This window comes from Rhodococcus sp. 2H158, assembly GCF_053764755.1.
The window spans coordinates 23,485-35,951 of record NZ_JBSNCE010000009.1; the positions used below are offsets into that span (position 1 = coordinate 23,485).

Genomic DNA, 12,467 nt, shown 5'->3' on the forward strand with positions numbered 1-12,467 from the left:
CACGATGTGCGGTGTGTGTGGGGAGATGCGCTTCGACGGGGCTCCCCCGGACGTGGCCGCGGTCGGGCGGATGACCGACGCCATGAGCGCCCGGGGCCCCGATGCGGCCGGCCTCCACGCGCGCGGATCGGTGGCGTTCGGGCATCGGCGGCTGACGATCATCGACCTGTCGGCGCGCGGCAGCCAGCCGATGATCGACAGTGAGCTCGGGTTGGCACTGGTCTTCAACGGGTGCATCTACAACTACCGGGAGCTGCGTTCGGAGCTGGAGGGGGCCGGCTACCGGTTCTTCTCGACGGCGGACAGCGAGGTGGTGCTCAAGAGCTTCCACCGTTGGGGCGCGGAATGCGTGCAGCACTTCAAGGGCATGTTCGCATTCGCCGTGCACAACACCGACACCGGCGCGTTGACCCTGGCCCGCGACCGGCTCGGCATCAAGCCGCTCTATCTGGCGGAGGGGCCGGGGCGGTTGCGGTTCGCCTCCACCGTGCCGGCGTTGCTCCGCGCCGGCGAGGTCGACACCACCGTCGACCGCGTCGCGCTGCACCACTACCTGAGCTTCCACTCGGTGGTGCCCGCACCGCACACGATGCTGCGGGGGATCCGGAAGCTGCCGCCGGCGACCGTGCGGGTGATCGAGCCCGACGGGGGCAGCACCGAGCGCCGCTATTGGGAGCCGGCATTCACGCGGGACCCCGCGCGGACGACGTGGACGGCCGTGGATTGGCAGGAAGCGCTGCTGGATTCGCTGCGGACCGCGGTGAGCCGGCGAATGGTCGCCGACGTGCCGGTGGGGGTGCTGCTCTCGGGAGGCATCGACTCGAGCCTGGTCGTGGCGTTGCTCGCGGAGCAGGGCCAGCGAGACCTGGCCACGTTCAGCATCGGATTCGATCCGGCCGGTGGCGAATCCGGGGACGAGTATGTCTACTCCGATCTCGTGGCGCGGACGTTCGGCACCGTCCATCACAAGATCCACATCGACTCGTCCCGGCTGTTGCCGGCGGTGCCGAAGAACGTGGCGGCGATGAGCGAGCCGATGGTCAGCCACGACTGCGTGGCGTTCTACCTGCTGTCGGAGGAGGTGAGCAAGTCGGTGAAGGTGGTGCAGTCCGGGCAGGGCGCCGACGAGATACTCGCCGGCTACGACTGGTATCCGCCGCTGACGGAGGTGGCCCGGGAACGGTCCGCCGAGGCGTACGCGAAGGTGTTCGCCGACCGTACCCACGCCGACATCGTCGCGCTGCTCGACCCTCGGTACTCCCTCGATCACGACGCGAGTGGCGAGTTCCTGGCCGAGCAGCACGCCGCGGCGGGGGCGGCGACGGCGGTCGATGCGGCGCTGCGTCTCGACACGACGGTCATGCTGATCGAGGATCCGGTCAAGCGGGTCGACACGATGACGATGGCGTGGGGCCTCGAGGGGCGGGTACCGTTCCTCGACCACGACTTCGTCGAACTGGCCGCGACCTGCCCGCCCGAACTGAAGCTGGCCTCCGGCGGCAAGGGCGTCCTCAAGGATGCGAGCCGCAAGCACCTGCCGGCGGAGATCATCGACCGGACCAAGGGCTACTTCCCGGTGCCGGGCATCCGGCACCTCGACGGGGACGTACTGACCCTGGTGCGCGATGCGTTGCACAGCCGGAGCGCCCGCGACCGCGGGCTGTACCGGCCGGAGGCACTCGACGCGCTGCTCGCCGACCCGAACAGGCATCGGACCACCCTCGGGGCGAACGCCCTGTGGCAGGTGGCCCTGCTGGAAATGTGGCTCCAGGAGATGGAACAGTTGTGAGCGGCGAGACGGAGACGACCTCGGTGGCGCGAACACCGGATACCGCGACGACCACCGCGGCGGCACAGCCGCGCCACATCCGCTTCACGTCGGGTGCGTCGGTCGCGCCGGACGGCACGGCAATCGCTCATCTCGTCGACGACGGCGGCTATCCCCGTGCGGTGCAGCGGTTCCTGTCCGGCCGCGACACGAGCGCGGCGCGGTGGGTCGAGTTGCCGGTGGACGGGCCGGTCACCCGGATCATGCACTCGGCGGACGGCCGTTGGCTGGCGTGCGAGGTGGCGCCCGACGCCGGTACGCGCACCCAGGTATGGGTGGTGAGCACCGACCCCGACGACCGCGGCGCCCGCCGCCTCGGGTCGGCCGGGGACTCGTCGACGGAACTCGTCGGGTGGGACGGGAACCGGGTGGCGACGGTCGCCACCGACGAGGAGGGGGTGGCGGAATCCCGGCTGGTGGACCCGCACACCCAGGACACCGTGGTGCTCGATCGCCGCGTCGGCGGCCACCTCGTCGACGCGTGGGCGGGTTCGGCGTTGCTGCGGGTCGGTCCGCGCGGTCACCGGGAGTTGCTGCTGCTGCACGAGGACGGCACGCGGATTGCGCTGCTACCCAACGACGTCGGTGCCACCACGGACGCCGGGGTCATTCTCGACGACCATCGGCTGCTCGGCGTGGTGGACCAGCTTCGTTCGCCGTGGGCGTCCAGCGACGGCGAACCGGAGAGATATCTGCGGGCGCTGGTGCGCAGCGACAACGGCGCGGAGTTCGCGCGGCTGCTGGGCGTGGCGGTGTCGTCGGAGGGCGTGTCGTACCGGGTGCTGGCCGAGCGTGAGGACGGCGATCTCGACGAGTTCGCCGTGAGCGACGACCACAGCACGGTAGCCCTGCTGTGGAACCACAAGGGTCTGAGCCAGTTGCAGATCCTGCACCTGGCGGACGGCTCGCTCGACGATCCCCTCGGGTTGCCCGGACTGGTGGCGTCCGAACTGAGCATCAGCGCGGACGGCTCGCTGCTGGCAGTGACCGTGCAGGGTCCCGGAATGCCACCTTCGGTGGAGATCGTCGATCCGCGGACCGGGGAGTGGGGTCCTGCGGAGGCCGCGCGGACCCGGATGGACGACGACGATCTGCCGACGCTGCTCGAGTTCCCGGCGCGGGACGGGACGCCGCTCTCGGGTTGGCTGTACCGGGCGCAGGGCAGCGGGCCGGGCCCGGTGCTGCTGTACTTCCACGGCGGACCGGAAGCCCAGGAACGTCCCGGATACAGCGACTACTACCCGGCGATCGTGGCGGCGGGATTCACGGTCTTCGGGACGAACGTGCGCGGGTCCGGCGGTTTCGGACGGACGTTCATGCACGCCGACGACCGCTACGGGCGGTTCGCCGGGATCGACGACGTGGCCGACTGCGTGCAGTACCTCGTCGACCACGGCATCGCCGATCCCGCCCGGGTGGCGTGCGCGGGCAGATCGTACGGCGGCTACCTGACGCTGGCGTCGCTGACCTTCCACGCCGAGTTGTTCGCCGCCGGGATAGCGATCTGCGGGATGAGCGACCTCGAGAGTTTCTACGCCAACACCGAGCCGTGGATCGCGGCGGCGGCCTACCCCAAGTACGGGCATCCGGTGCACGACCGGGAACTGCTGCGCGAGCTCTCCCCCATCCACCGGATCGCGGAACTGCAGGCACCCCTGCTCGTGGTGCACGGGGCGCACGACACCAACGTGCCGGTCAGCGAGTCGGAGCAGATCGTCGCCGCGGTACGGGACCGGGGTGGGATTGCCGAGTTCCTCCTGTTCGACGACGAGGGCCACGACATCGTCAAACGCGAGAACAGGGACGTGCTCGCCGAGGCCATGGTGAACTGGCTGACGAGCCGGCTCGGTACGGCCGGCCCGTAGATGTCACCGAACCGACGGAGTTCTCGACGGATGACGATCGACCACGACCGCCTCGTCGCCTGGCGACGGGACCTGCATGCCCACCCGGAGCTGTCGTTCGCGGAGTTCCGGACCACCGCCCTCGTGCGCGATCAGCTCGTCTCGCTCGGGCTGGACCCGGTGACGCTGCCCGGCGGCACCGGTCTGTGGTGCGACGTCGGCCCGGACACCACCGGATGCATCGCGCTGCGGGCCGACCTCGACGCGTTGCCACTGACCGAGACCACCGGGTTGCCGTACGCGTCGACCGTGGAGGGCGTGTGTCACGCGTGCGGGCACGACGCCCACACCGCGATGCTGCTGGAGGCGGCCACCGTGCTCGCGGCGGATCCGCCCCCGCAGCGGGTGCGGTTGATCTTCCAGCCCGGCGAGGAGACCACCCCCGGTGGTGCCCTCGAGGTCGTCGCCGCGGGTGGCCTCGCGGGGGTGTCCCGGATCTTCGCCCTGCACTGCGCCCCCCAGCTCGAGGCGGGCAAGCTCGCCACCCGCGCCGGGCCGATCACCTCGTCCGGGGCCGTTCTCACGGTGCGGTTGTCCTCCCCCGGTGGCCACTCGGCCCGCCCGCACCTGACCGGCGACCTGATCCACGCGGCGGGCGTGCTGGTGACCGGGTTGGCGTCGGTGCTCGATCGGCGCCTCGACGCCCGCACCGCCACCGTGCTGACGTGGGGCCGGATCCACGCCGGCCACGTCGGCAACGCCATCCCCGAGTCCGGTGAACTGGTGGGCACGCTGCGCAGCGCGTCCCATCGGACGTGGGCGACGGTCGAGCCGCTGGTGCGGCGCAGCGTCGCGGAACTGCTCGCACCCTACGCGGTGGACCACGAACTGGACTACGTGCAGGGCGTGCCGCCGGTGGTCAACGACGCCGAGGCAACCGCCGAGATGCTCGCCGCGATCGAGTCCGTGGTGGGCCTCGAGAATCTGGCCGAGGCGGGACAGTCCAGCGGCGGCGAGGACTTCGCGTGGTACCTCGAGCACGTCCCGGGGGCCATGGCGCGATTGGGAGTCTGGGACGGGACGAGCCCGCGACACGACCTCCACAAGCCCGACTTCGAACTGGACGAACGAGCCCTGGTGTACGGGGCGCGTACCCTGCTGGCCCTCGCCTACGGAGGAAAGTACGAACCTCATACGCCTGACCCGAGCGCCTGACCCGAGCGAATGAACCATGCTGTCGGACTGATCGAGTGAGCGATACATTCGCTCGGGGGAAGCGCCCGCGCGGCGCCGGGTCACCGGTGGCGACGGACGGGTCCGGCCCGGATGGGCGGATCCGCCGCGGCGGGCGGGTCCGAGCGACGCACGGTCACCCGGACGGACCGCGCGGAGGGCCGGGTGACCGTTTCGGCACGGCGGCGGTCGTACTCCGCGCGTCGGCGCGGATCGCGCAGGACGGCGTAGGTCGCGACGATCCTGCGCAGCTGCTCGTCCGGGTCCGGGCCGAAAGGGACATCCGGGCTGCGGAGGTCGGGGTGGTGCTCGCGGAGCTTGCGACGGAAGGCCGCGGTGATCTCCGCCTACCCGGCGGACCCGGGCAAGCCCAGCGCGGCGTAGAGATCGGGTTCCCTGCCGGACACGGCCCCGCCCTTCTCTTCCGTTGTCGACGCCCGAACGGCGTGACGGCGCGTGACAGGAGCGAACGCCCGGCCACCCGCCTCGTGGATGGGTACGAAGGGCGGGTGGCCGGGCGTCGGCGATGATCGGGTGCGGCCCGCACTGTGTGTGCCGAATACCGGCGGTGCGCTGCCCGGTCACCGGCTCCGGGCCGGCGCCCCGCTCAGCGCCTCGTGGCTGCCGTCCGGGCGGGCGGCACGCACGTCAACGCCTGGCGACTCTGCTGCGATGTCGTATCACCGTCCTTTCGCTAGGTGGCTTCGACGAGCCGATCCGGTACGGACCGGAGGAGAGCGCTGCGTGGCAACCACATCCCCCGGAGCCCGCGTCCCGGCTCGACCCGGCGGTCCCGTGGTGCGTGCGCGCGGCGGTCCGGCACCTCGGGCCGTCCACCGGTCGTCGCGGCCGGGGCCGCTCGAGCATGTCCAGCTCGAGATCGAGCAGGAGCAGCTCGAGGTCGACGCCGTCGACGGTGGGCTGCTGCCCGAGGAGCGGTTCGGCGATCAGGTCGAGTTCGTCCATGGTCGTCTCCCGGGGACACGCCTCGGACGGATCAGGAGTCGATCGCCTTCTTGTCGCCTACCGCGATCTCGATCTTGCGCGGCTTGGCCTTCTCCGCGACCGGGATCGTCAGCCTCAGCACGCCGGCGTCGTACGTCGCCTCGATGTTGTCGGTGTCGAGGTTCTCGCCGAGGAACAGCTGCCGGCTGAACACACCGCGCGGGCGCTCGGCCGCCACCATCTCCTGGCCCTGGTCGCGTGCGGGGCGCTCTGCGTGCACCGTCAGCACGTTCCGTTCGACGTCGAGGTCGAGCGAATCCTCGGCCACGCCGGGCAGATCGAATTCGACGACGAACTTGTCGCCCTCACGCCAGGCGTCCATGGGCATCACCGCGGGACGGGCCGCCGTGCCGAGAACCTGCTGTGCGAAGCGGTCGAGCTCGCGGAACGGATCGGTGCGCATCAACATCGTTTCCACCTCCACTGACTCTCTTCGTGCCGGTTGAGGAGAGCGGTCGATCTATGCTGGCCGCTACATCTTTCTTGTACCACTCACAACACACCGAGACAAGGGATTGTTCCCGGAAACCCCTCGAATTCCGCGCGGACGGACGACAATCCGCCTCGCAAAACCTCCCGCGCGCGGCTGGTGCCGGTTACGCTCGACCTACCGCATGATGCCGCGGTGGTTCCGGGGTGCCGTCTCAGGCCGAGCGGAGCGCCCGGCGCCGCAGCGACATCGCCGCCCCCTGGGAGGCGCAAGGAGGCACCATGGTTGTCACCGAGACGAAGGCCGTTCGCCCGTATCCGCCGCGGTATGCGCCCAAGGGCTCGACGTTCTACAAGCTGGTCACCACGACCGACCCGAAGATGCTCGGGCTGATGTACATCGTGACCTCGTTCGCCTTCTTCCTGATCGGCGGGCTGATGGCCCTGCTGATCCGCAGCGAACTCGCCGTCCCGGGCATGCAGTTCCTGTCCAACGAGCAGTACAACCAGTTGTTCACCATGCACGGCGGCATCATGCTGCTGATGTACGCGACCCCAATCGTGTTCGGGTTCGCGAACTATATCCTGCCGCTGCAGATCGGCGCCCCCGACGTCGCGTTCCCCCGGCTGAACGCCTTCAGCTACTGGCTGTACCTGTTCGGTGCCTCCGTCGTGGCATTCTCCCTCGTCACCCCGGGCGGTGCCCCGGACTTCGGATGGACCTCCTACGTTCCGCTCGCGGACGACCTGCACAGCCCCGGTGTCGGCGGAAACCTGTGGTTCGCCGGTCTGGCCGTCGCCGGTCTCGGCACCATCCTGGGTGGTGTCAACATGATCACCACGGTCGTGTGCCTGCGTGCCCCCGGTATGACGATGTTCCGGATGCCGATCTTCACCTGGAACATCTTCATCACGATGATTCTGATCCTGCTGATCTTCCCGCTGCTGACCGCCGCGTTCATGGGAGTACTGGTCGATCGCGTGCTGGGCGGGAACATCTACGACCCGGCCAACGGCGGGGTGATGCTCTACCAGCACCTGTTCTGGTTCTTCGGCCACCCCGAGGTGTATGTCATCGCGCTGCCGTTCTTCGGCATCATCTCCGAGGTCATCCCGGTGTTCTCGCGCAAGCCGATCTTCGGCTACACCGGCCTGGTCTACGCGACCCTGGCGATCGGCGCCCTGTCGATGGCCGTGTGGGCACACCACATGTACGCCACCGGCGCCGTGCTGCTTCCGTACTTCTCGTTCATGACCTTCCTGATCGCGGTGCCCACCGGCGTCAAGTTCTTCAACTGGATCGGCACCATGTGGCGGGGGCAGGTGACGTTCGAGACCCCGATGCTGTTCGCGGTCGGCTTCATCATCACCTTCCTCTTCGGCGGCCTGACCGGCGTGGTCCTCGCCAGCCCGCCGCTGGACTTCCACGTCCACGACTCCTACTTCGTCGTTGCGCACTTCCACTACGTGCTCTTCGGCACCATCGTGTTCGCCACCTACTCGGGCATCTACTTCTGGTTCCCGAAGATGACCGGGCGGCTGATGGACGAACGCCTCGGCAAGTGGCACTTCTGGCTGACCTTCCTCGGCTTCCACACCACGTTCCTGGTGCAGCACTGGCTGGGCAACGAGGGCATGCCACGCCGCTACGCCGACTACCTGCCGTCGGACGGGTTCACCACCCTCAACACCATCTCGACGATCGGTGCCTTCACCCTCGGCGTGTCGACCCTGCCGTTCCTGTGGAACGTGTTCAAGAGCTACCGGTACGGGCAGGTCGTGATCGTCGACGACCCGTGGGGTTACGGCAACTCCCTCGAGTGGGCCACCACCTGCCCGCCGCCGCGGCACAACTTCTACGAACTGCCGCGCATCCGCTCCGAGCGCCCCGCGTTCGAGCTGCACTACCCGCACATGGTGGAGACCATGCGAGCGGAGGCGCACGTCGGCGTCGGCCGGCGCCACGCCGCCGAGGTGGCCGAGGAGCCCCACGTCCGGGACACCGCCGAGCGGACACCGCCGAGCACCTGAATCGGACGGATCGGTGTAATCGGGCTCCCGCCGGGGTATCTGGAGCGCACGCCCCTCACGGCGGCGCGCATTCGAGAACCACATCGGCGGGAGGCCTGGTGTCCACTGACGCGATCGTGTTGTTGAAGGAAGACCACAAGGAGATCCGGAAGCTGTTCCGCGAGTTCCGCGGAGCTGACAACGGCGACGAGAAGGGCCGGATCGTCGGCCGGATCATCGAACTGCTGACGGTGCACACCTACATCGAGAACGAGGGCATGTATCCCGAGGTGCGCGCGCTGCTGCCCGACCTCGAATCGGACATCCTCGAATCGTTCGAGGAGCACCACGTCGCGGACGTGCTCGTAATGGAACTGGCCGAGATGCAGCCCGACGCCGAGCGGTTCGACGCGAAGACGACCGTCCTCATCGAGAACGTCGAGCACCACATCGAGGAGGAGGAAGAGGAGTGGTTCCCGAAGGTGCGGGAGGCACTCGGCCGGAAGCAGCTGCAGGAGATCGGGGTGCGGATGCTCGAGCTGAAGGAGAAGGTCCCGCGCTCCCCCGCGCAGCCCTCGGCACTGAAGAAGACGATCGACGCCGTCGTCAGCTGACGCGTCGCCGGACCGGTTCCGGTCCGGCCCACGAAGGCCGGGGGTGCAGAGTTGCTCTGCACCCCCGGCTACTACGTTCCGGCCGTGTCGAGGAGACCGCTCTGCGCGGACCCGTCGGATGCCCCGCGTCCCGAGCGGCTGCCGCGGTATGCGTCGCGGCGGAACGGCACGAGCCAGCGCGGCCACAGCTCGACGGCCGCCGGGTGGTTGAGCACCGGATCGAACGACGGCTGCGCCTCGTCGGAGGCGGGCACCGCGGACTCGAGCGTGACGCGGCCGGCCGGCACGAGCGGCCCGCGGGCCGGGGCCACGTGCAACGAGAACACCAACGGGACGCCGTGCCGGGCCAGTTCCAGGACGGACGTCGAGGTCGGCTGGTCGCCCTCCGGGAACGCGAAGATCCACCGCGGCGCGAGGTCGACATTCGTGCGATAGGCCATCAGGGAGCCGTACCGCGCGGTCGACCAGCCCCGCGCCGGCAGCAGGACCGCCCTGGTGGGCACGTGCAGGGTGGCGAGCAGAATGTCCCACGGGCCGTCCTCGAGCGAGAACCGCAACGCCAGACCCAGGATGTCGGGCACGCCGTCGGGCGTGCCCACGGCGCCGGACAGCCGCGCGGTGACCGGCACCCGCGCCGGAGCCGGAACCGGCCACCACCGCGAATCCAGTTCCGCGACGCCCCGGAAGAGCACCCCACGTGGATGGAACACCCGCGCCCCGCGCAGCGCGGAGGCGGCTCGGAACGGCCCGGAGAACACCGAGTGCAGCGAGATCATGCGCCCCGCATACCCGGGGTGCCCACACCCCAATCGGTCCGCGCTCACTCGACGAGCGAGGCCACCTCGTGGTCGGTGAGCGTGGTCTGCGGCACGCGCCCGGCGTCACGGGCCAGCAGCACCGCCCGGTACAGCGGCCGCTGCTCGAGCCCGGCGTCGCGGGCCTCCGCCCGCAGCTGCTCCACCAGCACCGACGACATCGCGGCGGCCGAGGCCAGCTCGCTCGCCGCCAGCGCGTCGGCGAGACGGCGCAACGCCAGTACGTCGAGCTCCCGGCAGCCGCCGTTCGCATACAACGCCAGCGGAACCGACACGAGCCGGTCCCCGTCGTTGAGCCGCAACACCACCTGACTCACCCGCACCGCCGACACCACCAGCTCGACCCCGGCGAGGTTGCGCAGTTGCACCCGCCGGGTGCGCAGCGCCCCCTTCGCGGTGACCGTGGTGCCGTCGATCCAGCGGTGCCGGCGCAGCACCGCCAGCGCGCCCACCGCGGGCGGCACCCCGACGAGCACACCGAACACGACCGCAACCAGCGGGCTGGCCACCAGGTACACCAGCAGACCGGCCACCACGCCGATCAGGAGGGAGAACACCGCGACTCTCCCGGCGCGGGGCGCGAGCACCCGCGTGGGGATCAGGTCCAGACGGGTCGGCGCGGGACGGGCCGACGGGTCAGGTGCGGGCAACGACGTCCCCGACCCGGGCGACCACGTCGTCGAGCGGCACGGTGTGCTGTTCGCCGGTGCGCAGGTCCTTGACGACGATCTCGCCGGCGTCGAGTTCGCGCTCCCCGAGCACGAGCGCGACGACGGCACCGGAACGGTCGGCGGCCTTCATCGCGCCCTTGACGCCGCGACCGCCGTACGCCAGGTCCACGCGGATGCCGGCGGCGCGCAGCCGGTGGGCGATCGGCACCAGCGTCGACTTGGCGGCCTCGCCCATCGGCACGCAGAACACCTCGCAGCGGGCGGGGCTGCCCGCGGTCCTGCCCTCGGCGGCGAGCGCGAGGACCGTGCGGTCGACGCCGAGCCCGAAGCCGATACCGGAGAGCGGCTGGCCGCCGAGCTGGGCCATCAGGCCGTCGTAACGGCCGCCGCCACCGATCCCGGACTGGGCGCCGAGCCCGTCGTGGACGAACTCGAACGTCGTCTTCGTGTAGTAGTCGAGGCCGCGCACCATGCGCGGGTTGATCGAGTACGGCACGCCGAGCGCGTCGAGATGCGACAGCACCTCGTCGAAGTGCGCCTTGGCCGTGTCGGAAAGGTGGTCGAGCATGAGCGGCGCGCCGGCCGTCATCTCCCGCACGTGGGGGCGTTTGTCGTCGAGGACCCGCAACGGGTTGATCTCGGCGCGGCGGCGGGTCTCCTCGTCCAGGTCCAGCTTGAACAGGAACTGCTGCAACAACTCCCGATACTGCGGGCGGCACGTCTCGTCGCCGAGGGACGTGATCTCGAGGCGGAACCCCTCGAGGCCCAGGCTGCGGAATCCGGCGTCGGCGACGGCGATGACCTCGGCGTCGAGGGCCGGATCGTCGACGCCGATCGCCTCGACGCCCACCTGCTGCAGCTGGCGGTACCGGCCGGCCTGGGGGCGCTCGTACCGGAAGAACGGGCCCGAGTAGCTCAGCTTGACGGGCAGCTGGCCACGGTCGAGGCCGTGCTCGATCACCGCCCGCATCACGCCCGCGGTGCCCTCCGGGCGCAGCGTGACGGACCGGTCGCCGCGGTCGGCGAACGTGTACATCTCCTTGCTGACGACGTCGGTGGACTCGCCGACGCCGCGCGCGAACAGTCCGGTGTCCTCGAAGATCGGCAGCTCGATGTGCCCGTAGCCGGCCAGCCGCGCCGCGCGGGTCAGCCCGTCGCGCACGGCGACGAACTCCGCGGACTGCGGGGGGACGTAATCGGGTACACCCTTGGGCGCCGAGAACGTGGAGGGCTTGCTCAACTGTCGCTGCTTTCTCTCGTCGGTGGATCGGAGGCCGGGCCGGCCCGGGCCGGGTCAGCGGGAGCCGGTCAGCCCCACCAGGAACGGGTTCGACACCCGCTCCTGGCCGATGGTGCTGGACGGGCCGTGGCCGGGCAGGATCGCGGTGGCGTCGTCGCACACGAGCAGTTTCGCCGCGATCGACGCGAGCAGCTGTTCGTGGTTGCCGCCCGGCAGGTCGGTGCGGCCGATCGACCCCTGGAACAGGGTGTCGCCGGTGAGGGCGATCTCGACGTCGTCGCCGTCGGGGGTCGTCGCGTGGGTGCGCAGCACCACCGAGCCCTGGGTGTGCCCCGGGGTGTGATCGACGGCGAACCGGATGCCGGCGTGCTCGATCTCGTCCCCGTCGGCCAGTTCGATCACGGTCCGCGGCTCGGCGAATTCGGCGCCCTCGAGGAACGGCTTCAACGTCGGGCCGATGCCGCGCCCGGGATCGGTCAGCATGTAGCGGTCGTCCGGATGGATATAGGCCGGGATGTCGTAGCGGTCGGCGACGGCCTGCGCCGACCAGATGTGGTCGAGGTGCCCGTGGGTGAGCAGCACCGCGCGCGGCGTCAATTCGGACCGGGTGAGAAAGTCGGCGAGGGGCTCGGCGGCATCCTGCCCGGGGTCGACGACGACGCATTCCTTCGCGTCGTCCTGCGCAAGGATGTAGCAGTTGGTCTGGAACATCCCGGCGGGGAATCCGGTGACGAGCACGGGCATCGCTCCTACGGTGTGGGCCTTCGCGTGGCCCCTA

At 70.1% G+C, this 12,467-nt stretch carries 12 protein-coding genes; 5 read left to right on the forward strand and 7 right to left on the reverse strand.

All coding sequences use genetic code 11. The features are described from left to right. Window positions 1–4: 4 nt before the first annotated feature. The 3 genes from ACWPOB_RS10520 to ACWPOB_RS10530 are packed head-to-tail and all read left to right on the forward strand — an operon-like array spanning window position 5 to window position 4,887. Window positions 5–1,789, forward strand: coding sequence for an N-acetylglutaminylglutamine amidotransferase (locus ACWPOB_RS10520; protein WP_455400775.1), 1,785 nt, complete (start codon window positions 5–7; stop codon window positions 1,787–1,789). After that, a complete protein-coding gene (locus ACWPOB_RS10525) occupies window positions 1,786–3,693 on the forward strand; it encodes an alpha/beta hydrolase family protein (RefSeq protein ID WP_100057546.1) in 1,908 nt (635 codons plus the stop codon). The genes ACWPOB_RS10520 and ACWPOB_RS10525 overlap by 4 nt, the downstream gene beginning before the upstream one ends. Window positions 3,694–3,723: 30 nt before the next feature. Beyond that, complete coding sequence (locus tag ACWPOB_RS10530) at window positions 3,724–4,887, forward strand: amidohydrolase (protein ID WP_455400776.1); 1,164 nt, start codon at window positions 3,724–3,726, stop codon at window positions 4,885–4,887. Window positions 4,888–4,967: 80 nt separating this feature from the next. On the opposite strand, the gene ACWPOB_RS10535 is transcribed toward ACWPOB_RS10530, so the two are convergent. The 3 genes from ACWPOB_RS10535 to ACWPOB_RS10545 form a co-directional block, all read right to left on the reverse strand. After that, entirely contained in the window at window positions 4,968–5,246 is a 279-nt protein-coding gene (locus ACWPOB_RS10535) for a J domain-containing protein (RefSeq protein ID WP_455400869.1), read from the reverse strand. Window positions 5,247–5,553: 307 nt separating this feature from the next. Beyond that, window positions 5,554–5,871, reverse strand: a complete 318-nt coding sequence (locus ACWPOB_RS10540) for a hypothetical protein (protein ID WP_455400777.1) — start codon at window positions 5,869–5,871, stop codon at window positions 5,554–5,556. A 31-nt stretch (window positions 5,872–5,902) separates the two neighbouring features. Next, a complete protein-coding gene (locus ACWPOB_RS10545; RefSeq protein WP_100058830.1) occupies window positions 5,903–6,319 on the reverse strand; it encodes an Hsp20/alpha crystallin family protein in 417 nt (138 codons plus the stop codon). Window positions 6,320–6,621: 302 nt separating this feature from the next. Here ACWPOB_RS10545 and ctaD point away from each other — a divergent pair, with 302 nt between their 5' ends. Then, window positions 6,622–8,370 carry an aa3-type cytochrome oxidase subunit I gene (ctaD, locus tag ACWPOB_RS10550; protein ID WP_029543495.1) on the forward strand — a complete coding sequence of 583 codons (1,749 nt, stop codon included), beginning with the start codon at window positions 6,622–6,624 and terminating at the stop codon, window positions 8,368–8,370. A 98-nt stretch (window positions 8,371–8,468) separates the two neighbouring features. Next, entirely contained in the window at window positions 8,469–8,963 is a 495-nt protein-coding gene (locus ACWPOB_RS10555; protein ID WP_100058160.1) for a hemerythrin domain-containing protein, read from the forward strand. A gap of 71 nt (window positions 8,964–9,034) precedes the next feature. Here ACWPOB_RS10555 and ACWPOB_RS10560 read toward each other — a convergent pair whose 3' ends face one another. From ACWPOB_RS10560 to ACWPOB_RS10575, 4 genes are read right to left on the reverse strand one after another with little or no spacing between them, the layout of a single operon-like run. After that, a complete protein-coding gene (locus ACWPOB_RS10560) occupies window positions 9,035–9,739 on the reverse strand; it encodes a phosphodiesterase (RefSeq protein ID WP_455400778.1) in 705 nt (234 codons plus the stop codon). A 44-nt stretch (window positions 9,740–9,783) separates the two neighbouring features. Beyond that, complete coding sequence (locus ACWPOB_RS10565) at window positions 9,784–10,428, reverse strand: hypothetical protein (RefSeq protein WP_455400779.1); 645 nt, start codon at window positions 10,426–10,428, stop codon at window positions 9,784–9,786. Continuing rightward, window positions 10,415–11,689, reverse strand: a complete 1,275-nt coding sequence (gene hisS, locus ACWPOB_RS10570; RefSeq protein WP_455400780.1) for a histidine--tRNA ligase — start codon at window positions 11,687–11,689, stop codon at window positions 10,415–10,417. Before hisS ends, ACWPOB_RS10565 begins: the two co-directional genes overlap by 14 nt. A 54-nt stretch (window positions 11,690–11,743) precedes the next feature. Beyond that, window positions 11,744–12,427 (reverse strand): MBL fold metallo-hydrolase, encoded by a 684-nt coding sequence (locus ACWPOB_RS10575; RefSeq protein ID WP_455400870.1) that lies wholly within the window; start codon window positions 12,425–12,427, stop codon window positions 11,744–11,746. Between the last annotated feature and the right edge of the window lie 40 nt (window positions 12,428–12,467).

Bases quoted from the DNA above. Each gene is read 5' to 3' on its own strand.
- ACWPOB_RS10545 (WP_100058830.1), bottom strand. From the start codon at position 6,319: ATGTTGATGCGCACCGATCCGTTCCGCGAGCTCGACCGCTTCGCACAG.
- ctaD (WP_029543495.1), top strand. From the start codon at position 6,622: ATGGTTGTCACCGAGACGAAGGCCGTTCGCCCGTATCCGCCGCGGTAT.
- ACWPOB_RS10520 (WP_455400775.1), top strand. From the start codon at position 5: ATGTGCGGTGTGTGTGGGGAGATGCGCTTCGACGGGGCTCCCCCGGAC.
- ACWPOB_RS10560 (WP_455400778.1), bottom strand. From the start codon at position 9,739: ATGATCTCGCTGCACTCGGTGTTCTCCGGGCCGTTCCGAGCCGCCTCC.
- ACWPOB_RS10530 (WP_455400776.1), top strand. From the start codon at position 3,724: ATGACGATCGACCACGACCGCCTCGTCGCCTGGCGACGGGACCTGCAT.
- ACWPOB_RS10540 (WP_455400777.1), bottom strand. From the start codon at position 5,871: ATGGACGAACTCGACCTGATCGCCGAACCGCTCCTCGGGCAGCAGCCC.